This is a genomic window from Klebsiella sp. Lac1, from assembly GCF_009825425.1.
Lineage (GTDB): Bacteria > Pseudomonadota > Gammaproteobacteria > Enterobacterales > Enterobacteriaceae > Klebsiella > Klebsiella electrica.
In genome coordinates, this window is sequence record NZ_VJZJ01000001.1 from 2525151 (window position 1) to 2548102 (window position 22952).

General features: G+C 51.4%; 17 protein-coding genes and 2 tRNA genes. 12 read left to right on the plus strand and 7 right to left on the minus strand.

Annotation, left to right across the window (positions count from 1 at the left end; all coding sequences use genetic code 11):
* Positions 1-4 precede the first annotated feature (4 nt).
* From FNY10_RS12500 to drpB, 3 genes are all read right to left on the minus strand, one after another.
* Positions 5-1405 carry a DNA cytosine methyltransferase gene (locus FNY10_RS12500; RefSeq protein ID WP_160703285.1) on the minus strand — a complete coding sequence of 467 codons (1401 nt, stop codon included), beginning with the start codon at positions 1403-1405 and terminating at the stop codon, positions 5-7.
* A gap of 89 nt (positions 1406-1494) precedes the next feature.
* Positions 1495-2190 carry a phosphohydrolase gene (locus FNY10_RS12505; protein WP_141964315.1) on the minus strand — a complete coding sequence of 232 codons (696 nt, stop codon included), beginning with the start codon at positions 2188-2190 and terminating at the stop codon, positions 1495-1497.
* 42 nt (positions 2191-2232) lie between these two features.
* Positions 2233-2514: a cell division protein DrpB gene (drpB, locus tag FNY10_RS12510; protein WP_100682246.1), complete on the minus strand. Its 282-nt coding sequence runs from the start codon at positions 2512-2514 to the stop codon at positions 2233-2235.
* A 589-nt stretch (positions 2515-3103) separates the two neighbouring features.
* Between drpB and FNY10_RS12515 the strand changes: the two genes are divergently transcribed.
* Entirely contained in the window at positions 3104-4174 is a 1071-nt protein-coding gene (locus FNY10_RS12515) for a porin (RefSeq protein WP_131050765.1), read from the plus strand.
* Positions 4175-4264: 90 nt separating this feature from the next.
* On the opposite strand, the gene FNY10_RS12520 is transcribed toward FNY10_RS12515, so the two are convergent.
* Entirely contained in the window at positions 4265-4375 is a 111-nt protein-coding gene (locus FNY10_RS12520; protein WP_131050768.1) for an IS3 family transposase, read from the minus strand.
* A gap of 306 nt (positions 4376-4681) precedes the next feature.
* Positions 4682-4771: transfer RNA gene (locus FNY10_RS12525), tRNA-Ser, on the minus strand.
* 87 nt (positions 4772-4858) lie between these two features.
* Here FNY10_RS12525 and mtfA point away from each other — a divergent pair.
* The 3 genes from mtfA (at position 4859) to FNY10_RS12540 (ending at position 9729) form a co-directional block, all read left to right on the plus strand.
* Positions 4859-5659: a DgsA anti-repressor MtfA gene (gene mtfA, locus FNY10_RS12530; protein WP_160702622.1), complete on the plus strand. Its 801-nt coding sequence runs from the start codon at positions 4859-4861 to the stop codon at positions 5657-5659.
* Positions 5660-5759: 100 nt separating this feature from the next.
* Positions 5760-5835 (plus strand) — tRNA-Asn (locus FNY10_RS12535).
* 288 nt (positions 5836-6123) lie between these two features.
* Positions 6124-9729, plus strand: coding sequence for an AAA domain-containing protein (locus FNY10_RS12540; protein WP_227699379.1), 3606 nt, complete (start codon positions 6124-6126; stop codon positions 9727-9729).
* Positions 9730-10147: 418 nt separating this feature from the next.
* Here the strand turns inward: FNY10_RS12540 and FNY10_RS12545 are convergent, their stop codons facing one another.
* Positions 10148-10447 carry a hypothetical protein gene (locus tag FNY10_RS12545; protein ID WP_160702624.1) on the minus strand — a complete coding sequence of 100 codons (300 nt, stop codon included), beginning with the start codon at positions 10445-10447 and terminating at the stop codon, positions 10148-10150.
* 19 nt (positions 10448-10466) lie between these two features.
* Complete coding sequence (sfnG, locus tag FNY10_RS12550) at positions 10467-11576, minus strand: dimethylsulfone monooxygenase SfnG (protein ID WP_160702626.1); 1110 nt, start codon at positions 11574-11576, stop codon at positions 10467-10469.
* A gap of 741 nt (positions 11577-12317) precedes the next feature.
* Between sfnG and FNY10_RS12555 the strand changes: the two genes are divergently transcribed.
* From FNY10_RS12555 to FNY10_RS12590, 8 genes are all read left to right on the plus strand, one after another.
* A complete protein-coding gene (locus tag FNY10_RS12555) occupies positions 12318-12458 on the plus strand; it encodes a hypothetical protein (protein ID WP_160702628.1) in 141 nt (46 codons plus the stop codon).
* Positions 12459-12468: 10 nt separating this feature from the next.
* The gene (locus FNY10_RS12560; protein WP_160702630.1) at positions 12469-15126 is read left to right on the plus strand and encodes a beta-N-acetylhexosaminidase; all 2658 of its coding nucleotides are present in this window, start codon (positions 12469-12471) and stop codon (positions 15124-15126) included.
* 673 nt (positions 15127-15799) lie between these two features.
* Positions 15800-16351: a fimbrial protein gene (locus FNY10_RS12565; protein ID WP_141964313.1), complete on the plus strand. Its 552-nt coding sequence runs from the start codon at positions 15800-15802 to the stop codon at positions 16349-16351.
* A 120-nt stretch (positions 16352-16471) separates the two neighbouring features.
* Positions 16472-17197 (plus strand): fimbria/pilus periplasmic chaperone, encoded by a 726-nt coding sequence (locus FNY10_RS12570; protein WP_160702632.1) that lies wholly within the window; start codon positions 16472-16474, stop codon positions 17195-17197.
* Positions 17198-17231: 34 nt separating this feature from the next.
* Entirely contained in the window at positions 17232-19766 is a 2535-nt protein-coding gene (locus tag FNY10_RS12575; RefSeq protein ID WP_227699380.1) for a fimbrial outer membrane usher protein, read from the plus strand.
* A gap of 8 nt (positions 19767-19774) precedes the next feature.
* The gene (locus FNY10_RS12580; protein ID WP_141964310.1) at positions 19775-21133 is read left to right on the plus strand and encodes a fimbrial protein; all 1359 of its coding nucleotides are present in this window, start codon (positions 19775-19777) and stop codon (positions 21131-21133) included.
* Positions 21134-21146: 13 nt separating this feature from the next.
* Positions 21147-21827 (plus strand): fimbria/pilus periplasmic chaperone, encoded by a 681-nt coding sequence (locus tag FNY10_RS12585; protein ID WP_131050462.1) that lies wholly within the window; start codon positions 21147-21149, stop codon positions 21825-21827.
* A 113-nt stretch (positions 21828-21940) separates the two neighbouring features.
* On the plus strand, positions 21941-22909 hold the full coding sequence (locus FNY10_RS12590) for an IS5-like element IS903B family transposase (protein WP_013815099.1): 969 nt from the start codon (positions 21941-21943) through the stop codon (positions 22907-22909).
* Positions 22910-22952: the final 43 nt, after the last annotated feature.

The window sequence follows — 22952 nt, forward strand, 5'->3', positions numbered from 1 at the left end:
GGCTTTATCGTGGACGTCCACCGTCTTGCTCCTCGGATTCACGCCGCGCCACGGCCTGCGCGATTCGCGGCGCAAGTAATTTCGCGACCGCCGCAAACACCGGCACCACCACCGAATTACCGAACTGGCGATAGGCCTGGGTATCGGAAACCGGAATGCGGAAGCGATAGCCCTGCGGGCTTTCAAACCCCATCAACCGCGCACATTCGCGCGGCGTCAACCGGCGCGGACGACGAAGCTGATTTTGCGCATCGTCGAAGTGTTGTTCACCCAACGGGCGGTCCCAGCCGCGATCGACCAGAATCTCGGCGCCGTCTTTGTAATAGCGCGCGGACAGCGTGCGCGCCACGCTCTGAGGATTGTGCGGATCGACCAGGCCGTAACCAAACCCGTTGCCCAGCGCCTGATGCTTGCGCGCATAGTGATAGAGATACTTCCACAGCACCGGCGTCAGAATAAATTTAGCCTCCACCGTCGGTTCCAGCAGATCGCCGAAGGTCGGCCGCACGGCCGGGTAAAATTTTGAAATATCGCGCAGGGTAAAACCGTCGTGCAGCTGGAGATCGCGGCGAAAGCCCACCAGCACAATACGTTCGCGGTGTTGGGGTAAGAAATGACGGCCATCGATCACTTTCGGATCGTCGACGCCGCTGTGGTCAGCGTCGGAGACCTCATAGCCCAGTTCATCCAGCGTCTGCATGATAATGCGGAATGTCCGTCCTTTATCATGGCTTTTGAGGTTTTTGACGTTCTCCAGTACGAAGATGGCGGGCCTGCGGGCGGCAATAATTCTGACCACATCAAAGAACAGCGTGCCCTGGGTTTCACAGGCGAAACCGTGGGCCCGGCCCAGCGCATTTTTCTTCGATACCCCGGCCAGCGAAAAAGGCTGACAAGGAAAGCCCGCCAGCAGCACATCGTGCGCGGGGATCGTCTCGCGAATATGCCGCGCCGCGTGTTCATCGCCCACCTCCGGGCGATGGCTGAGGGTAACATCACGGATGTCTTCATTGAAACGGTGCTGATTCGGATCGCAGTACCAGTTGGCTTTGTAGGTTCGCACCGCGTGCTTATTCCATTCACTGGTGAAAACGCACTGCCCGCCAATCGCCTCAAAGCCGCTGCGAATCCCGCCGATTCCGGCAAACAGATCGACGAAGCGGAAAGCATAATGGGGATGATGGGCCGGCGGTGGCGGCAGCAGCGTTGCCAGACGAGCATACTCGTTGGCCGTAATACGATTGGCCGCCCGCTCAACCGTCGCCACGCGCTTTAATATTGCCGGACTCCAGTGACGATCGCCAACGGTCAGCAAAATGCCCACCAGCGTTTTCACATCGTATATTGCCATCAGCTGGCGTAATAGCGCCTGTGCCTCTTCCCCGGCATGTTCCGGAGGCGACAACAGGCTCTTTTCCTTCGATAAATTTTGCGGCATACCCTCAACCAGCCCGGACAATTTTGCAGAGATTACCACAAATCATGCGGGCAGTTTCAGGCCAGTGGCTCAAAGCGCCTTAAAACCGCCTCATCCACCGACAGCGGGTCGCCGCGAAGTTCAGCGCTCAGCTTCGCCATAAATTGCACGAGGAAGCGCGCATTGTGTACCGCCATCTCTTTGCCTTTGTCCGTTTGCATCGTGTCGGGCAAACGCAACAGCTTGCACTGGAAATGGTCCAGCGCATATTTCTTGTCATCCAGCTTACGCCGGTCAGCAAAGGGATCGTCCGCATCAAACAAGATGTTGTTCAACGACCCGGAGACCGCAAAGACGCGGGCCAGACCAATTGCACCAAGCGCCTCCAGCCGATCGGCGTCCTGGACAATTTTCGCCTCCGTGCTCTGCGGGGTAATACCGGCACTGAAACTGTGCGCCTCAATCGCATGATAAACGGCAGGATAGCGGTCGCGCGGAAAATCAGGGAATGACGACTGGAGAATAGCCAGCGTTTTTTCTGCCGCCATCACCGAGGAGCGGCTGCGCTCGGGATGGTTTTTCGGCAGGCTAACAATGTCATGGAAATAACAGGCGGTCACAATGACCAGACGATCGACCTGACTGTCTTCAGCCAGCCGTTGCGCGGTGCCCCACACGCGACGGAAGTGCGAAATGTCGTGAGCCGAGTCGCCCTGGGTGAGATGTCCCGTAAGCCAGGTTTCAAAGCGTTGCTGCCAGTCAAATTGCTCCATACGCGTTCCTCTGAGATAAGGTCAGCGTTGAGCATAGCAACTTTAATCGTGTTGTTCATGAATCCTGGGGTCGGGACGGGTGTACCAGGCTATCGCCCCGAGGATGGCGCCAACAAGGCTCAGCACCAGGAACCCGAGCAGCGCGCCAAGCCACTTCCCTGACGTCGACCCCAGATCGCCGTCAATTGTCGCGCCGGGGACACTTTCAATTTTACCAACGACCCACCAGTAGCGCGCCATTGCCCACAGAAAGTAACCACAAAAGGCATAAAAGACCCACAGGGCCAGCTTCCCGCCCGGGCTTCGTTTCGCTTTCTGCTCCATTAACTCCTCTCCTTTAACTGACCACGAAACAGCGGCACCTCGCAAAAAAGTGACGCAAGTCACATTATACTGTGAAAAAGATAACGAAACAGCACCTTCCCCCCATCAACGACGGCTTTTAGCCGGCGCGAGATCCTGGTGCTTACGCGCCAGCGCCACAAAATATATTATTTATTGCCGTCAACGCGCGGCAGACAATAATAAAACCACAGTTTAAATATATTTCCCCGCGTTAAAATCCACATGAAGATGAATGTTTGCTCAGGCATCAAGCATGACCATAAGAGTAAAATAACCCAGCCAAATCATTTAAATGTCGCCCATAATTCAAAAGCATTTAATCAGTAACATAAATACATCCCTTAAAACACCTAACACATTGTTATTGAAAATAATAAACAGCAAAAATGCATCATTCCAAAACGATAGATTTTTAATATATCAATGCAAACTGAAACATTTTGTAATATTGGATATAATTTATTTACATTTTTATTTTAAATAAAATTGAACCTTACCGATAGTATGAAATTGCTTTCAGCAATACTCACCTCCATTCATATTAATGATGATTAAAAGGGAATATATAATGAAAAGAAAAACACTGGCACTTCTGGTTCCGGCATTACTCGTGGCCGGAGCCGCTAATGCGGCAGAAATCTACAACAAGAACGGAAACAAGCTCGATTTCTACGGCAAAATGGTCGGCGAACACATTTTAACCAACACCGATCGCGACAACAGCGACAATAACTCCAGAGATACCACTTACGCCCGTTTCGGCGTAAAAGGCGAAACGCAGATTAACAGCGAGCTGACTGGCTATGGCCGTTTTGAATACAACATCAAAGCGGATAAACCAGAAGGCGAACAGGGTAGCGCAACGCGTCTGGCGTTTGCCGGTTTAAAATTCGCCAACTACGGCTCATTTGATTATGGCCGTAACTATGGTCTGGTTTATGACGCGGCGGGTTATACCGACATGCTGGTCGAATGGGGCGGCGATGGCCTGGTGGCGACCGACAACTTTATGACCGGTCGTACTAACGGTATCGCCACCTACCGTAACAGCGACTTTTTCGGTCTGGTTGATGGCCTGAATTTCGGGCTGCAATACCAGGGTAAAAATAATAACCGCGATCGTTTAAAAGCTAACGGCGACGGCTATAGCACGTCTGTCGATTACAGTATCGATGGATTTGGTTTCGCCGCCGCATACAGCAATTCAGATCGTACCGACGAACAGGCGGCAGACCGTAAAGGCGAAACCGCCGAAGTCTGGAGTTTAGCCGCGAAATATGATGCCAATAACCTTTACACGGCGGTGATGTATGCCGAATCGCATAACATGACGCCAATGGCAAATGGCATTTTCGCCAACAAGACGCAGAATATCGAGGCCGTTGTCCAGTACCAGTTTGATTTTGGTCTGCGCCCTTCCCTCGGCTATGTCTATGCGAAAGGCAAAGATCTCGGTATAAACAGCGGCAAAGATGCTGAGATTATGAACTATATTGAACTGGGCACCTGGTACTACTTCAACAAAAACCTGAATGTCTACAGTGCTTACAAATTTAACCTGATCGATCGCAAAGACAGCATCATCACTGGCGCCGCTGAAGACGATCAGTTTGCTGTCGGTATTACCTATCAGTTCTGATGCGATTTATGCTTTAACGTCCGCCGGGTGGGCTGATCCTCTAAAACAGGACAGTTCATGTTAAGCGGCTTCCTCGGCCTGAGTCCGGTATTATTCCGGGCTCAGGCCTTTTAATTTCAGGCTTATCCGTTCATGGTTGTCGTCATGGGCATAGCCCTCTATCACCAGCTTTAGCTCACTCAGACTGCCGAGCGAGCACAGATAAAAACACTCCGGTTGCTACGTTTCGAAGAAGTTCTCCATGAGCGCATTATCCTGGTCGTTTGCGACTGATGATTGCGGCTTTTGCCGTTTGTCTCGCTGAACTAAGGCCTTCAGCTTTTTATATTGATAAGGCCAGAAATCTTCTGCCTACAGGGAGTATTCAGATATCATCGAGACGAGATCTTCCCGTCAATGAGAAATCAGAGGATGATGATTGATGGACATTCGACGCCCCGTTATACCAACACAAGAGAAGTGTGTGACGCGGGTCGTTGAAAGGAATTGACGTAAGTGTTTGAATAGTGGCGGAGAGAGGGGGATTTGAACCCCCGGTAGAGTTGCCCCTACTCCGGTTTTCGAGACCGGTCCGTTCAGCCGCTCCGGCATCTCTCCGCTGAGGTTGCTATAATGCCAGGTTCTTTGGCACTTTAATAGTTCCTGTCTCTTTAATTATGTTCAAGTGACGACTTTGCGAGCAATATGATGTTTAAATGGCCCTGGAAAGTAGATGAAGAGTCCGGCAACGCAGAAATGCCTTGGGAACATGCGCTTGCCATTCCTGTTTTAGCCAATCTTTCTGCACAAGAACAGCAGGAACTGGTGCAGATGGCGGCACGCTTTCTGCAACAAAAACGTCTGGTCCCCCTGCAAGGGCTTGAACTCACCCCGCTGCAAAACGCCCGCATTGCGATGTTGTTCTGTTTGCCGGTTCTCGCGCTTGGCATTGAGTGGCTGGATGGCTTCCACGAGGTGCTCATCTACCCTGCCCCATTTGTGGTGGATGATGAGTGGGAAGACGATATTGGTCTGGTCCACAATCAACGGGTCGTACAATCCGGCCAGAGCTGGCAACAAGGCCCCATCATCCTGAACTGGCTGGATATTCAGGACTCTTTCGATGCATCGGGTTTCAATCTTATCGTGCACGAAGTCGCACATAAGCTGGATACCCGCAATGGCGATCGCGCCAGCGGCGTGCCGTTGATTCCGTTACGCGAAGTCGCCGGCTGGGAGCACGATCTCCACGCAGCGATGAATAACATTCAGGATGAGATCGATCTGGTTGGGGAGAGCGCCGCCAGTATTGACGCCTATGCGGCGACCGACCCGGCCGAGTGTTTTGCCGTATTATCGGAATATTTCTTTAGCGCACCGGAGCTGTTTGCCCCGCGCTTTCCGGCGCTCTGGCAGCGCTTTTGCCATTTCTATCGTCAGGACCCCTTACAAAGATTACGTGAAAATGGCCTGCTGGATACTGACGACGGGTACACTGTGCACTAAAACAACGAGTTGACTTAAATTTAGCCATTTGAATCAGTGAGTTAATTTTAGTGTTGACACAAAAATGCCAGGCCAGTAGTATGCGCCTCGTTCACACGATTCCTCTGTAGTTCAGTCGGTAGAACGGCGGACTGTTAATCCGTATGTCACTGGTTCGAGTCCAGTCAGAGGAGCCAAATTTAAGAAGCCTGCGTTTAAAGCAGGCTTTTTGCTTTTCAGTATTACCCCCGTTTGCTCAAGATGGATCCCCGCCTGGCAGGCCCTTCATTCGCAGCACCATCAGGATGCGTTCAGTTGTTTGAACACCAACTTCTCTCAGTCAAACAGTAAAACTCATTAGCCTCTGTAACTAATATTATACCTACATACAAAGAAGCCCCCATTGACAGGGTTAAAATATCTGCCTCTGTGTTATTATCTAACCATTAAATTCAGGGAGATACTCAGGTTAAGGCTCTTTTAGCATGATGCAAAACTCGTCTAAAGATATCCTTTCAGCGTGGCATGATTATGTGGAATTCAGTGGCGCAGAAAAGAGTAAAATACCGGCCAGCAAGGTGCATGAGTACCAACAACTCATGCTCGATATAAATAACTGTGAAGAAAACCAGAGCGGAGTAGTACTCCGTGTTACGCCTGAAATGCGCAACCACTGGCGCGGGCGTTTCGTCAAATATGACGAAAAGGGTAAAATTACCCATATTGAGCCTGTTAACCTGCTATTTCCGGTACTGCGCTGTATCGAAAATGAGCGAGGTAAAGCCAATGTAAAATACCTTCCGCTGTTCTCTTTCCCCCTCCCAAAATCATTTTTTGAACAGAACGAAAACACCTTGCTAGTTCCCGTCAAAGATGGACAACTTGTTAGCGCATTCCCCTTCGCTTTTCGCGAAATGTTTGGTGTTCAGCTGGATGAGCTCGGTGAAAACCGTCATATGATGAGTATCGTCAGCGCGCTCACTGGATGTAAATATGACACGTTCCTTGAGGCGTTTAAGGCTCTTCTGAAATGGGTCACTCAGCAATCAAACAGTAAATATCAGGGGTTGGAAACTGCGTTTAATGCCCTGGTGGCTCCGTTGCATAATGAGGATTACAACCTCAAGCGTGATGCGGAAGATTTCACCTGGCTTTGTGATAACGCGGTTGGTGACTTCCCGTTGCTGGAGCAGTATCTCAGCCATATCCATAGTGACGAGAAGGCCCCGCATATTCACGAAGTGGTGACTGGCGGTTTGTTTGAAACGCAATATCCTCTGGGCCATGGGCAGATGGCGGCAATACAGGCGATTAATCAGGATGAGCGCCTGATTGCCGTACAAGGTGCGCCGGGTACGGGTAAAACCACGCTATTCAAGTCACTCATCGCACAACAACTGGTTGCCAGAGCACTGGCGATTGCTGATGGAAAGGACCAGAACTTCGGCATGCTGGTCACGTCCACTGCAATAAAAGCGGTAGAGAATATCATTGACGATCTGCGCAGTGACCCTGCAACTCAGGATCTAGACTGGTTATGGTTTCATAGCGGCTCGAACGAACAGGTTCAGCATGAGCTTACCCGGCTTGAGAAACTGATTGGTCGCTGGCGACAGGAAAGCTATGACCAACAGCAGCAGCACGATTTTTTAGCGGTTTTACTCAAGCATCGCGACGAGATGAACGCTTGTTACCGGGCGTATCTGAATGAAAAGGCAGTCGCGATACAATCTGTTGTGGATTGTGGTCTGGACACCCGACTAGCAAAAGAGTTACCGGCTCGTTTCATGGAAAAAATTTCCCCGCTCGCCGCTCATGCACAGGTACTCGGCATTGATGTTTCGCTTCATCACCCCGACGACCTGGATACCTTAGCCTGTCAGTTAGAACAGCGCCTGCAGGAATTTAGGGAGATAAAAACGCAGCGTCTACAGGCCAGCAGAATTTACCAGACGTTGCAGGCGACATGGCCGCAGCAGCATAGTCTGGAGCAGATACTTAGCTGGATGGATTCACCGCTACGCCCGGCCCTGGAACTGCATTACCGCGACTATCCGCGTAAAGGGATAAAGCGTTATCTGGCTCGTTTTTTCGAGAGGCAATATCCAGCAAGGTTGCAACAAATGAGCCTTGCTGCACCGGAGGACTTTCACAAATTCAGTCTTTCTTCCCTTTCCCATCGTCAACTGGCTGCTCTGGTTGATGCTGGGAAAATGCTTTCACAGCAAGAAGACAGCTTAGTGCTACTGGAGCTGCTCCTGCATGCGGAACCCGAAGCTCAGCAGGAAGTTGACCTGCTAGCTCTTAATACTGAAGTAGCAGAATTGCAGGCACAATGGCGTCAGGTCATCCGGGCGCAACAGCTAACGTCACAGTATCAACAGCTTTATCCGGAAGGTAACTGGTGCGACATTTTGCGTAAACGCTTTATCAGGCAACACCGGGAAATGTTCGAAGCCGCTATCGGTTATCTCTGGCAAGAGCAACTGAAGCGGAAAATTGAGCTGGAAGAGGTACTGACTCACTGGCGGGCGTTGATGAGTAAGCGTCTCAGTGCGGGCTATTATCGCTGGCTGGATAAGCTTGATGATTTCTATCGCGCACTGTCTCTTGTATATCCGGTAATGGCGACCACGCTGGTTTCCGCGTGTAAGGTTGCTGGTTATCGTAAGCTCGATGCACTCAAGGGGCATAAACCGTGGCACCTGGCGCTGTGCGACGAAGCGGGCATGATTTCGCTTGAATCCCTGGTGCCCCTATTGAGCCGCAGTGAGAAAGCGATGATTGTTGGCGATCCTCTGCAAATTGAACCCATCAGAAACCTGTCAGAAAACCTGCAAACACAGTTGCGTGAGCGCCATTTCGCCAGCAACAATACGTTGTATGAACGTGTCTCGCCTGCAAGCGTCACAGGATGGCACCGTGCTGCTGGTACGCTTTCCGGCAAGGTAGACGATACTGGTAATGGCATCATTCTCGATGAGCATCGCCGGTGCCAGCAACCTATTGCCGACCTTTTCATCCGACTGGCAGGCTATCATGGCGTCAGCGTGGAAACGGCCCCCCCTTCCAGTCGTATTGCCAGCGCGTTTGAGAAATCAGGCGGACATCATTTGATGTTCTACAGCGTCGAAGGCCAGAAAGGCGAGATGGTTAATACTAATCTGGATGAAATTGATGCTATTGAGCTATTGCTGGATAAGCTGGAAGAAGCCGGTTACGATCTGACTGCCGATGTTGGCATCGTCACTCCCTATAGTAATCAGAAGTCATTGTTGATTAAACGTCTTGCACAACGAATGAATCACTGGCAGAAAAACTGCATTGGTACAGTGCATCAGTTCCAGGGCGTAGGCTTTGAGGTCATCATTTATAGTCCGGTAATTTTTCATCCCCTTGATAATCCGAATTTTCAAAACGACGCACCAAACATGCTGAATGTCGTGGTTTCACGCGCAAAGCAGCAATTTATCGTCGTAGGTAACCATCATCGATTGCGGCAAGCAGGTGGATACCTGAAAGTCCTTGCGGATAGCGTTGCCGAAAGCTTCCTTCTTGAACAAGGTAGCCAGCATCCGAATTTTGCCAGCCTAAGCCAGACCCCCCGTCTACAGCGTTATTATCGCGACTGTGAACATATTGCCGCATTTAGCGCGCTGGCCAGCCAGTGTGAACAGGAGTTGGTTATCATCGCTCCGTGGATCCGCCGGGGAGGTAAGCATTATCAGAGGCCGGAACTGGCGCAACTGGTAGCAACACAGCAGCGCGGAATCAGGGTAAAAGTCTATTACGGCTACTATCATCAGCGCCTGGATCGTACGGGTGATAATGATGAGACTCTGGTTGCTGAATACTGCGAACAACTGGGAAAAGACAATGTTATCCGCCTGGCCGAAGGCACCCACGAAAAGGTGCTGATGATCGATGGCCGCTACATTGTTCTCGGGAGTTGGAACTGGCTGTCTCATGGTTATCATCATAGTTGCGAGCGCAGTGAACAATTCACTAATGCGATTCGTCATGAGATCAGCGCAGAGCTGGATGATGCGTCGCTGGTGAAGGAACTCAGGGACAGGCTGAAGCTGGAATAAGATCAGAATTCCTCGTTTAACTGACTTATGAGCCAGTTACTGGCAAAGGCGATCCCAGTCAGAGGCGTTATATTTAAGAAGCCCACTTAAGGAAACTTAAGCGGGCTTTTTGCATTCATGCCTTCTCACGAATCATTATCTGCTGTTGATTCAACAAGACCGTGATGACCGCATTAATCACTGGATTTATTCAGACGGCGAGCGCCGGAAGGCGGCGCGGTCCCTGAAGACCTGGACCGCTGATGTCGTCCCGGGCAGGGAAAGGACATCGGGCAGGCCCTGACCGTCGTTGCCAGTATGTTGGGTCAACCCGTCGACTACCTGGGAAATAGCAGTCTGTCCTCTGGTATCACCGAGACGTTCGGTGAGATGAGCAGACCTTGCCGTGAAGACAGAATGGCTGGCCAAAAAAAATCGATTACCGCATTAGCCTGTTACTGGTGGCTGACCGTCTCATGCCGCGCGCGCGACAAACCGAACACCTCACTGAACAGCGAAGTTTGCTGGCACCGTTCGGGCCAATACTCGCCAGCAGTTGTGATGGACCGGCCTGCTGCAAGATATCGGTTAACGCGCCGACGTCAGCAAAAGAGAGGCCCCCGGAAAGCGCCACAGACAGGCCGCGATGCCCGGCGTTGATCGATTCCGCATCGCCCTGCGCCGCCAACGCCTGCTGAGATGCCGTCAACGAGGAAGGCAATTTTTCTGATAACATCATAATAATCAGTGAATTACCATCAGATAACCGGGGCAATGGCGGGCTGAGATTGCTTTTCCAGCTCACGTACCAGAGGGATCACTTCCCTTCCGAAAAACTCGACTTCCTCCTGGAAATGCAGGAAAGCCAGCAGCAGCAGATTGACGCCAGAATGTTTGAGCGCAATGATGCGCTCTGCGATCTGCTGCGGCGTGCCAATCAGGTTTGTTTTAAAGCCGTCGTTGTATTGCACCAAATCGTCAAAGGTGGATTTGGCCCAGTTGCCCTCCCCCTCCGGCGATGCGCTGCCGGCGTTTTTCACTTCATGCTGGAACCCTTTCACCGCCTCCGGATTGGCGTTATCAATAATTTCCCGCAGCACCGCCTGCGCCTCTTTTTCGCTTTCACGCGCAATAACGAAGCCATTAACCCCGATCTTCACCTGATGCTGGTTTTGTGCCGCCTTACGCTGGATGTCATCCACCTGTGCTTTGATGCCTTCAGGCGTGTTGCCGTTGGTGAAATACCAGTCTGAAACACGTGCGGCCATATCCCGCGCGGCACGCGAACTGCCGCCCTGGAAAATTTCCGGCAGCGCCTCCAGCGGCTTGGGCTTGAGGGAATAATCGCGAAAGCGATAGAAATCGCCGGCAAAGGTAAAGCTGTCTTCCCGCCAGATGCCCTGCAGACAACGGATGAACTCTTCTGAACGCAGGTAGCGCTCTTCGTGGTCGAGCCAGGGTTCGCCGATGGCTTTAAACTCTCCACGGAACCAACCGCTGACGATATTAACCGCGATGCGCGGGCCGTACAGGTGACTGATAGTAGCAATTTGTTTTGCCGCCAGGGTGGGATTCCAGGGGCCGGGAAGCAAGGCGGCGATCACTTTCAACTTTTCCGTCGATGCCAGCAGCGCCTGGGAAAAAGAGACCGACTCATGCTGGTTGTCGGCCCCATAGCCGGCCGTAAAACGGATCTGCGTAAGCGCATAGTCAAAACCGGCGCGTTCGGCAATTTGCGCCAGTTTACGGTTGTAGTCGATATCCCAACTGGTGCGCTGCGGAATATTGCTGATCACTAATCCGCCCGACACGTTCGGTACCCAATAGGCGAACTGCAGCGGACGATTAGCTGGCTCTGAAATGGACATAGGACGCCCCCGTCTTTTATTGATGCATTTTCATATCCGCCATACAGCACGTGCAGGCGAGTTGCTTTAGCCGCGAATTATCATTTTTCTATATAACGTTTAATGCTTTATAAAAATAAAAAGATAATTTTTGGCTATAAAGGTATTAGCAGAATCTATGCCAAAACAGACCGTGATATAATTTCTTTATAATCATGATGTTATAAAAAAAGCGAGGAACGTTCCTGCTGCATTTGCAACATACTTAGTTACCCATATGTTGCAAATACAACTGATATACACCTGGCTGGAAGATAAATTTTATCCCGACGCTAGCCTGGCCGAAAGAAGGTCTGTTGCGAAGCGGCGCGGGAACGGCAGATCTTGCACATCCGCTGCCGTCTCGTTTGACACAGCATATTTTCACGACGCGAATTATTCTCACTTATAGTGAGGAAAAATCTTATTCGTCGACATTATACCCGCTTAGCCATAAACCAACCAAAAAACCAAAAACAAACCTTATAAATCAATTAACTACAACAAACTCACATCAAATCACAAGCATAATAAACAGCAATATAATATGTGCGTTTTGTCATAGAATTCGCTTTTTAACAGAAAAACAGATTGATAATTCGCGTCGCGAAAAATATGGTATCCATGCTTTCTACATGGTTTATCCCGTTTATTGTTGTCTCATTTTTTACTTTTTCGCGGCCTTCCCTGTTCCGCATTTTTAAACGTCAAGAGGATGTTCACATGCCTACCGTTACAGGAAAACGTCGTCCCCCGCCGCTGGCCATTGACGGGCCAGGCTGGACGGTTTTTCCGCAGACCAACGCAGAAGGTTTGTCTGCCGATTCCAGTATGAGCGAGCAAGGCCGCGCCGATAATCATTAAGGAAAATGACATGAAATCATTAAAAACAGGCCTGTTGGCAACCGCAATTGCTGGGTTAATGAGCAGCGGCACGGCCCTTGCCAACCAGCAAACCGTCGACCAAATCAGTCAACTCAAGTTTAACTATACCATCGTGGATAACCACGCGGCGCTGCAGGGCGTTGACTGCGCCAGGCTGGGCGCGGACTGGGCGTCCTGTAACAAGGCCACCATCAGGCTGACCAATGATGGCGAGGCGATTACGGGTAAAGACTGGGCGATTTACTTCTCCAGTATTCGCCGGATTCTGAGCGTGGATAATGCCCAGTTTAAGGTTACGCACATCATCGGAGACCTGCACAAACTGGAGCCGACTGATAAATTTACCGCATTCCCGGCGGGGCAAGCGGTGGATATCCCGATTATTAATGAATACTGGCAGCTGTTCATGAGCGATGTGATCCCACGCTGGTACGTCACGGCCGCCGATGCGCAGCCCAAAGTGATAGCCAGCACCGATACGGAAGATCTCAATCAGATTGTCACGCCCATTAGCGGTGATTTGTGGAAAAGCACGCCAGCCGACAACAATGTCCTGATGACCGCCGAAGTCCGCTTTGAGAAAAACAGCGATGTGAAATTGCTGAATGCATCGTCTCTACGCGGCCAGATTGTGCCAACGCCGCGGGTGGTTAACGTGCATAGCCGGGATGTTGATCTGAGCCACGGGGTTAAGCTGGATCTTTCTGCGCTGCCGCAGCCGTCAGCAGAGGCGATTACTGCGCGCTTCGCCCTGCTGGGGCTGAAAACCGATCAAGGTTACCCGGTACGTAGCGAGATTTCTGTGGCCTCTTTCCAGGGTCAGGACGCGGTACCGGGAGCTTATACCCTTAAGATTGACGAAAAAGGGGCGCAGGTAACAGGTTACGATCGGGCCGGGGTATTCTACGGCCTTCAGTCCATTCTTTCACTGCTCCCGGCAGAGGGGCCGATGAAGATAGCCGCTCTGGAAGCCAGAGATGCGCCGCGTTTCCAGTATCGCGGTTTATTTATCGACGTTGCGCGTAATTTTCACAGTAAAGCGGCTATTTTGCGGGCACTGGATCAGATGGCTGCGCTGAAGCTGAATAAATTCCATCTCCATCTGAGCGACGATGAAGGCTGGCGTATTGAGATCCCCGGCCTGCCTGAACTGACGGAAGTCGGAGGAAAGCGCTGCCATGATTTGACGGAAAAAACCTGCCTGCTGCCGCAACTGGGGTCAGGCCCGGATAGCAGCACGCACGGTAGCGGTTGGTTCAGTCGTGCGGATTACATTGAGATACTTAAGTATGCCAAAGCACGACAGATTGATGTCATCCCGGAAATTGATATGCCCGCGCATGCCCGGGCGGCAACGATATCGATGGAAGCGCGCTACGACCGTCTGATGAAAGAAGGTCAGGAGAAAGCAGCGAATGAATTCCGTCTGCTCGATCCTGACGATACTTCTGTCACCACCGGGGTTCAGTTCTACGATCGCACCGGTTACCTGAATCCGTGCCTGCCGTCGTCTCTTCGTTTTGTCGATAAGGTGATTGGCGAAATCCAGAAAATGCACCAAGAAGCGGGACTGCCGCTGACGACCTGGCATTTTGGTGGCGATGAAGCGAAAAATATTTATCTGGGCGCCGGATACACCGATAAAAACAATCCGCAGGAAGGTAAAGGGCAGATTGACCAGCACAAACAGGATAAACCGTGGGCAAGGTCGCCGGTGTGCCAGGCAATGCTGAAAGACGGCAAAGTAGCCGATATTGAACATCTGCCGAGCTGGTTCGCCGTGGAGGTCAGCCAACTGGTCAACCAGCATGGTATTGAGAAGATGCAGGCCTGGCAGGATGGGCTGAAGCACGCTCAGGGCGCGACCGATTTTGCCACCAAAAAAACGGTGGTCAATTTCTGGGATACGCTGTTCTGGGGCGGTGCGGCGTCGGTTAATGACTGGGCGAACAAAGGTTACGAAGTGGTCATTTCCAACCCGGATTATGTCTATCTGGATCACCCTTACGAAGTGAATCCTCAGGAGCCAGGCTTCTACTGGGCAACGCGCTTTAGCGATGAGCGTAAGATCTTCGGATTCACCCCGGATAACCTGCCGCAGAATGCGGAAACGTCACTCGATCGTGACGGTAACCCGTTTGAAGGCAGGGCAGATACAAACTGGCCGGGAGCGTATGGCCTGTCGGCTCAGATATGGAGCGAAATCGTCCGTACCGACGAAGAAATGGAGTATCGCCTCTTCCCGCGGCTGTTCTCCGTTGCCGAACGCGCATGGCATCAAGCGCCATGGGAGCAGGATTACCAGAAAGGGAAAACCTATAAAGCGGGCGTGACGCATCATGTTGATGTGAAAGCGCAGAACAAAGACTGGACTCGCTTCGCGAATATCCTGGGCCACCGGGAGCTGGCCAAGATGGAAAAAGCCAGCATAGCGTTTCGTCTTCCGGTACCGGGGGCGAAAATCACCCAAGGCAAACTGGAAGCGAACACCAGTTTCCCAGGGATGGTTATTGAGTACTCCACCGATGGCGGCAACAGCTGGCAACGTTATGATGACAATGCGCGGCCACAGGTGCAGGGCAAAGTGAACGTACGTACCGTCAGCGCCGATGGTAAACGCTTTAGCCGTATCGATACCGTCATGTAACGGGTTAATAACCGGTGAGGATACTCACCGGTTTCTTATGGCCTACGGGTAATCGATACATAAATTCCATAAAGCCTCAACATCCGCTCAAGACCCAATAAACGAATGACATCGGTCCATCAGGCGATATATTTTGCCACTAATAAAAGAGTCATCCCCCGCTAAAGCCCGTTTAATACGCGATCGGCTAACGACCATCTTTTACCCTGCACAATAAATTCACCTCCCGCACAAAATAAAAACCCGACCTCTCCCATATCATCCCCCTGAACTATTAAGCATCTGCTGCATCGTTAATCTTTGCCGTAACTTCAACAGCCAACGAAAACCGGTGAATGCCGGGCGATATGACCTTATCATTTGTGAAGCCAGCTGCAGAACGCCCAGGATAAGATTTTTTCACATTTTCAAATGTGCACTTCATGTTTCATCAGATTAAATCACTACACAATTTCGGCCCTCAACACCAAGATACTCCGGCAAGCTAGAAAGCGCTGTGCGTTTTATTTTAGTTGCACTGATGTTGGAATTTACACCGACTGTTGTTTTATGCGTTAGCCCTTAGCATACGTATAAAACGAAGCGTTAATTCCAACATTGAATTTAAAGGAAGAAATTACACTCACCAACCTAATACATGTAGGTTGATTATTTTTCTAAAGGATATTTTGCAATGAAAAAAAGTTTGATGTTGATCCCTGTTACTGCGATGTCTCTCCTGATTAGTGCACACGTATCTGCTGCTCCTAATACAGTGACTTTCCTCGGAGAAGTCACCTCTCAAACCTGTACCGTGGCAATTAACGGCAACACAGTTAGCCCGGTCGTTCTGCTGGCTGCCGTTAATAGCTCTGAGCTTACTACTGCGGGTAGCGTTGCGAAACCGACCACTTTCGATATCAGCGTAAGCGGTTGTACTGCTAACCCTGCGGCAGCAACGACGATTTCCAGCCGCTTCGCGGGTAACAGCATCACTGCTGGCGGTAACCTGGGCAACGTGGCAACCGGGACGACTGCGGCAACGAATGCTGACATCCAGATTCTGGATACCGCTGCAGCGCCTATCGACTTTACCACTCCCTTCACCGCATCAGGCGATCTGACTCTGCCGATCGGCGCAACCAATGCTTCGGCAACCTACACCGCGCAGTACGTCAGCGAAGCCGGCGCCGCCACCCCAGGCGCAGTGCAGGCCTCCATGCAGTACGCCGTTAGCTACAACTAATCAGGCGTTAAATCAGGGATTCAATATCTCTTAATCGATATTTAGATAAATTAAGACCAGGGATGGTCTTAATTTATTCTTTCCGGGTTGTCAGAAAATAATTTCCAACAGGTGGCTGATATGTCTCGCTTACAATGGCGTAGCATTTTCTTATTTATATTATCCCTCTATTTTTGTCAGTCAGCATTTGCCAGTGTGGTCATGACCGGCTCGCGGGTAATTTATCCCTCTGACGCCAAGTCCGTTGATCTAAGACTTAGAAATGATGATGATTTTCCTTATGTGATTCAGGCCTGGTTCGACAGCGGAGATCCCTCCTCCACGCCTGAAACAGGAAAGGCTCCCTTTATTGTCACACCGCCAACGTTTCGCATCGCGGCAAAAGAGGGGCAAGTATTACGCGTTTTCTTTACGCCAGATAAACCGCTGCCGCAGGACCGGGAGTCTGTTTTCTATTTCAACTTCCTGCAGGTCCCTCCGGCAAACATCGGCGGTGATAAAGGCAACAAAATCGTTTTGATGTTGAAAAACAGAATGAAAGTGTTTTATCGGCCAGCGGGTTTAAAAACCAACCCGAAAATGATTTTCAACTATCTGACGGTCAGCAACATGTCAGCAAATAGCATCCGGGTTACTAATACGTCCCCCTATTACATCTCATTAAGCAAGGTTAGCGTCAACGGTGTTAACGCAAAGTATAAACCACCGATGATTGAGCCTTTTGCTGCAGTAGACATTGCGCTTAATGCCGGAAAGGTGACTGACCGGAGTGCTAAGGGAATAGAGATCGGTCTGGTTAATGATTATGGAGCAACGGTAAGCCATGTATATCCAATTCAAAAATAAGGAAGTTTATTTTCGTCTTGCATTAATAACCTGCATGATTAAAGCCTCTCTGTTTTCGCATTCGGCCTTTGCGGAAGAGTATCGTTTTGACAACAATTTACTCGCTGGTTCAGGGTTTGCTAAAGGTATCAGCCTGGAAAAATTCAACGATACTGAGGTTATCATTGCGCCGGGGCAGCAGAATTTAGACCTGGTACTCAATGGTATTAAAATCAAAAGCCAGGTCCCGGTTAAATTCCAGAAGGTCAATCCGACCGACAAAAGCGCGCAGCTGTGCCTTGATGCTGAGCTAATCAAACTGTTACAGCTAAAAATCCAGCCCGCCTCCCTTCCCAATGTCCAGTGTTTAACTTTAGCGGATATTACCCGGCAGGGAAGCTGGCGGATTAAGCCGTCAACGCTGTCGGTGGAATTTTCCATCCCACAAATTATGCTCAACCGACAGCCTCGCGACTCTATCCCGGTTGCCGAATGGGATGCCGGGGCGCCGCTGCTATTTTTACGCCATAACACCAGCTACACCCGTAATATTCTGCGTGACATTAACTACAGCTATCTGTGGAGTATGATCAACGCCGGCGCAAATATGGGGATGTGGCAATTACGTCACCAGGCTAATCTGCGTTACATGCAGAGCAGCATTGCCGGCAGTGCCTATAAATGGAACTCGGTGAGAACCTGGGTACAGCGCCCGCTGCCCGCCATTTCCAGCGAGCTGATGGTCGGCGATACCTATACCGACAGCGCCATGTTTGGCTCTATCGCTTTTAATGGCATCAAGCTGTATACCGATCAAAGCATGTGGCCACAGGGTAAACTGGGCTACGCGCCCGAGGTACGTGGCGTGGCAAATACCAATGCCCGGGTTTTGATCCGCCAGGCGGGCAATATTATTTACGAAACGCAGGTTCCCCCGGGACCCTTTCTGATCGACGACCTCTACAACACGCGCAGTCAGGGCGATATAGAGGTGCAGATCATTGAAGCCGATGAAAAATCGTCCTTCTTCGTTGTGCCTTACGCCGCCGTACCGGGCTCCATGCGTCCGGGCAATATGAGCTATCAGTTTGCCGCAGGTAAAGTCAGGAATTATTACTCCGTACAGAATGCCTTCACCGAAGGCGTATTGCAGTACGGGGTGAATAACCGTTTTACCGCCAACACCGGCGCGCGATTTGCTAACAATTATCAGGCATTGCTCGCCGGCGGCGTTTTCGCCTCCGAACTCGGCGCCTTATCGCTCAATACAACCTGGTCACATGCGCAGGTGGAAAACAATCAGTCCAAAAGCGGCTGGCGGGCCGAGGCGTCATACAGCAAAACCTTCCCGAGCAACACCAATATAGTGCTGGCAGCTTACCGCTATTCCACCGCCGGATACCGCGATCTCCAGGATGTTCTGGGCGTGCGGCGCCAGCAACAGCACGGTGATAATTATTACTCCGACACGCTTAAGCAACGTAACCGCTTTACCGCGACGTTAAGCCAGAACATGGACGACTACGGTACTTTCTCGCTCAGCGGCAGCAGCACCGACTATTACAACAACCGTTCGCGCATCACCGAGCTACAGCTGTCCTACAACAACATGTGGAAAAAACTCAGCTACAACATCAACGTCGGCAGGCAGCGTTCCAGCTGGAGTAACACAAATTATATCCATAGCGTCAATGACGCTGAATATGATTCCAGTCGTTATCAGAAATATACCGAGAACGTCATTTCCATCGGTTTTTCCATTCCGCTTGACTGGCGTGACTCTCGCTCAAACGTGTCGTTCGACATGACGAAGAACAAAAATACCCGAACGGCGATGACAACGCTTTCCGGTTCCGCAGGTGAAGAAAATGATTTCACCTATTCCCTGTACGCCAATCATGACAAGTACACCGAACTGGAACAGGGCCGAAGCCATACCATGCGCTGGGGCGTGAATGTGCAGGAGCGTACCCGCTCAGGAACAATGCGCGCCTCCTATGCTCACAGCGGTAAAGATCACCAGCTGGGGCTGGGAACCGCAGGTACCCTGGCGCTGCACAGCGGTGGCGTAACCTACGGTCCGTATGCCAGCGATACCTTTGCTCTGGTTGAAGCCAAAGGCGCCAGCGGCGCGCGAATTAACAATGCGCAGGGAGCCAGAATTGATGTCTTCGGCTATGGGATTGCGCCTTCTCTGGCGCCGTACCGCTACAACACCATCAGCATTGACGGTAATTCCCTGGACCAGAACGTCGAGCTGGAAGGCGGAAACGTACGCGTGGTCCCGGTGCGGGGCGCGGTGCCGAAAGTGGCGTTCAATACTCTTGGCGGTACCCCTGCCCTGATCGCGGTCATGATGCCCGATGGCTCTCCGGTACCGATGGGCGCGGAGGTTCAGGACCGGGATGGGAAAAACCTCGGAATGGCCGGCCAGAATGGACAGGTCTACGCGCGCCTGCCTGATGCCTCCGGAACCTTATTTATTCGCTGGGACAACAAGCAAACCTGCCGCGTCAATTACCAGATGCCCGCACGGAATCAAGCATCAGGCAATAACTTCATCCATTTAAATGGTATCTGCGTACAGTGAGATAACACATGAAATTTCCAGTCATTCAGTTAAAACACGGCCTGATTGCCGCACTCCTGATAACCAGCACCCCCTGGGCTCAGGCGGAGTGTCGCAGAGTGTCCTCAATCGGCAATGGAAACAACGCGATTCCTCAGGAAGTTGCCAATATGGGCTACACCGCCTTCTCCCTGACAACGAATGGTGATAATGCCCCTATTAACTTCGGGGTACTCAGTATCGGAACGGGGTCGGTAACAATGGCCCCTCCCGGTACGCAGCTAGCCACGGCAAACGTAGACGTTATTAGTTCCGGTCTACACGCTCCCTATGCGCCGAATCAAATCTTATACAAATGCCCTTTGTCCGATGCGGATTCGCTCTATGAAATGTACGCCACGGTTGGCAACTTAAACTTTTATGGCGGGATGTCGGTCAGTGATGTTGAAGGCGGGTATCTTACGCCGGCAAAAAATGTCGCTTTTCGTATTCTGAATCAGAAATCAGGGTTGTATTACACCAGGGTTTGGCAGGAACGTAAATTATCTCCTACGGAATATTTTATCGTCGGTTCCTCTATCTATGTTCCAGCTTCCGCATTCAGCAATATCACCTTTGAGTTGCTTAAAACCAACGAAAATGGCGGTCTCGCATATGCTGAGTCACGTAACACATTAAACACCATGAACCAGGCGCAAGCTACCGTGCGCTTTAAACCGGTTTTCGGTGCGGTCAGCCCCTCCGTGGGGGATGTGGGAACTAGCCCCTCAGCTACTGCGGTAGACATAGTGGCGGTATGGGGAATGAGACATGGGGTTAACACCGTCATCCACGGCGAGACCTGCATAGTCAGTGATTTTGATCAGATTGTTACCCTCCCCCCTATCGGGGTGGATGAACTCAACGCCAGCATGACCAGCACCAACAATTTTAATGTCACGCTTAAATGCGATGCCGGCGCGACATCCGGGACGGTAACAAACATCACCAAGCCCCCCGTGGCCATGGGGTTCCTGGTCACCCAGCCCACGGCGCTTGCCCAGGCCGATACGCTGGGGCTGAAAAACGCGTCTGGCGGCATCAGCCATTTACTGGACAATAACTACGGAACAACCGGCGTGGCTTCAGGCGTCGGCATCCGCATTTATAAAGCGGGAGAGAGTACACCGCTCACTCTGCTGTCCTCCAATACCACCACCGGAACAGGCAATGCCGCAGGCTGGTACGGCTTTACCGATTTGCTGCCCGACAGCGCCGCGATGACGGGTGCAAGTGGTGGCATTCAATATAGCGGATTATTCACCGCCTCTCTTGAGAAGCTTCCGGGATTACCAGTAACGGCAGGGTCGGTCAATGCGCAAGCACAGATTTTTGTCAGTCTTCAGTAAGCCTGTGCTGATAATGACGCTCTTGCTGAGTGCCGGCTACGCAGGCGCGGTGGTCAACAGCACGCAAAGCCGGCTGGTGTTTAATGAAAATAGCCTCGCCGAGACGCTGGTGCTGGTGAATTCAGAAAGAGCGCCGGCGCTGGTGCAGGTCTGGAGCGATGATAACGATCCGCTGGCTCTGCCGGAGAGTATCAATACGCCTCTGGTTGTGGTGCCGCCGCTGTTTAAGCTGGAGCCGGGGGAGTCCCGCAATCTGCGCGTCATGCTCTCCTCGCGTCAGGAAATTGCGGCCGGCCGCGAGCGCGTGTACTGGCTGAATATCTATCAGATCCCGCCGAACACGCAATCTGACGACACAAAGGGTAAAAAAATCGTTTTGCCTCTGCGCATCCGTTTAAAGGTTTTTGTCCGCCCTGCGGGACTGAAAGCGCCGGATGAGCATATCGGCGAGTCGCTGGTATTTACGCTGAAAGAGCACAGCAGCACAAGCCGGTCGCTGCTGATTACCAACCCTACGCCCTACAACATGACGTTAGGAGAGCTACGTCTGGGAGAAAAACAGCTGACCACCATGATGATTGCGCCCGGCGCTTCCACCACTGTCCCGCTTTCGCCTGCGAGCGCTTCCGGGCTGTTGACCTGGTCAATCATCGATGATTACGGCAAACAAATCTCTTATACGCGCCAATTATGAAGTTAAGCCCTTCTCCCCCGCCCACTCGCGATGGCCGGGGGAGAAGCGCAGAGGCGATGTAACACGGTTTATTAAATTCGAGGCTTTGTTGAATAAATCGAACTTTTGCTGAGTTGAAGGATCAGATCACGTATCTTCCCGACAACGCAGACCGTTCCGTGGCAAAGCAAAAGTTCAAAATCACCAACTGGCCCACCTACAATAAAGCCCTCATCAACCGTGGCTCCATAACTTTCTGGCTGGATGATGAAGCTATTCAGGCCTGGTATGAGTCAGCAACACCTTCTTCACGAGGCAGACCTCAGCGCTATTCTGACCTTGCCATCACGACTGTGCTGGTCATTAAACGCGTATTCAGGCTGACCCTGCGCGCTGCGCAGGGCTTTATTGATTCCATTTTTTCTCTGATGAACGTTCCGCTACGCTGCCCGGATTACAGCTGTGTCAGCAGGCGGGCAAAGTCGGTTAATGTCAGTTTCAAAACGCCCACCCGGGGTGAAATCGCACACCTGGTAATTGATTCCACCGGGCTGAAGGTCTTCGGTGAAGGCGAGTGGAAAGTCAAAAAGCATGGCCAGGAACGCCGCCGTATCTGGCGTAAGCTGCATCTCGCCGTTGACAGTAAAACACATGAAATCATCTGCGCTGACCTGTCGCTGAACAATGTGACGGACTCAGAAGCCTTCCCGGGTCTTATCCGGCAGACTCACAGAAAAATCAGGGCAGCATCGGCAGACGGCGCTTACGACACCCGGCTCTGTCACGATGAACTGCGGCGTAAGAAAATCAGCGCGCTTATCCCTCCCCGAAAAGGTGCGGGTTACTGGCCCGGTGAATATGCAGACCGTAACCGTGCAGTGGCTAATCAGCGAATGACCGGGAGTAATGCGCGGTGGAAATGGACAACAGATTACAACCGTCGCTCGATAGCGGAAACGGCGATGTACCGGGTAAAACAGCTGTTCGGGGGTTCACTGACGCTGCGTGACTACGATGGTCAGGTTGCGGAGGCTATGGCCCTGGTACGAGCGCTGAACAAAATGACGAAAGCAGGTATGCCTGAAAGCGTGCGTATTGCCTGAAAACACAACCCGCTACGGGGGAGACTTACCCGAAATCTGATTT

What these genes read in the sequence shown, in the direction of transcription:
- FNY10_RS12505 (WP_141964315.1), bottom strand. Translation starts at nt 2,190, where the DNA reads ATGGAGCAATTTGACTGGCAGCAACGCTTTGAAACCTGGCTTACGGGA.
- drpB (WP_100682246.1), bottom strand. Translation starts at nt 2,514, where the DNA reads ATGGAGCAGAAAGCGAAACGAAGCCCGGGCGGGAAGCTGGCCCTGTGG.
- FNY10_RS12515 (WP_131050765.1), top strand. Translation starts at nt 3,104, where the DNA reads ATGAAAAGAAAAACACTGGCACTTCTGGTTCCGGCATTACTCGTGGCC.
- mtfA (WP_160702622.1), top strand. Translation starts at nt 4,859, where the DNA reads ATGATGTTTAAATGGCCCTGGAAAGTAGATGAAGAGTCCGGCAACGCA.
- FNY10_RS12540 (WP_227699379.1), top strand. Translation starts at nt 6,124, where the DNA reads ATGATGCAAAACTCGTCTAAAGATATCCTTTCAGCGTGGCATGATTAT.
- FNY10_RS12545 (WP_160702624.1), bottom strand. Translation starts at nt 10,447, where the DNA reads ATGATGTTATCAGAAAAATTGCCTTCCTCGTTGACGGCATCTCAGCAG.
- sfnG (WP_160702626.1), bottom strand. Translation starts at nt 11,576, where the DNA reads ATGTCCATTTCAGAGCCAGCTAATCGTCCGCTGCAGTTCGCCTATTGG.
- FNY10_RS12555 (WP_160702628.1), top strand. Translation starts at nt 12,318, where the DNA reads ATGCCTACCGTTACAGGAAAACGTCGTCCCCCGCCGCTGGCCATTGAC.
- FNY10_RS12560 (WP_160702630.1), top strand. Translation starts at nt 12,469, where the DNA reads ATGAAATCATTAAAAACAGGCCTGTTGGCAACCGCAATTGCTGGGTTA.
- FNY10_RS12565 (WP_141964313.1), top strand. Translation starts at nt 15,800, where the DNA reads ATGAAAAAAAGTTTGATGTTGATCCCTGTTACTGCGATGTCTCTCCTG.
- FNY10_RS12570 (WP_160702632.1), top strand. Translation starts at nt 16,472, where the DNA reads ATGTCTCGCTTACAATGGCGTAGCATTTTCTTATTTATATTATCCCTC.
- FNY10_RS12575 (WP_227699380.1), top strand. Translation starts at nt 17,232, where the DNA reads ATGATTAAAGCCTCTCTGTTTTCGCATTCGGCCTTTGCGGAAGAGTAT.
- FNY10_RS12580 (WP_141964310.1), top strand. Translation starts at nt 19,775, where the DNA reads ATGAAATTTCCAGTCATTCAGTTAAAACACGGCCTGATTGCCGCACTC.
- FNY10_RS12585 (WP_131050462.1), top strand. Translation starts at nt 21,147, where the DNA reads ATGACGCTCTTGCTGAGTGCCGGCTACGCAGGCGCGGTGGTCAACAGC.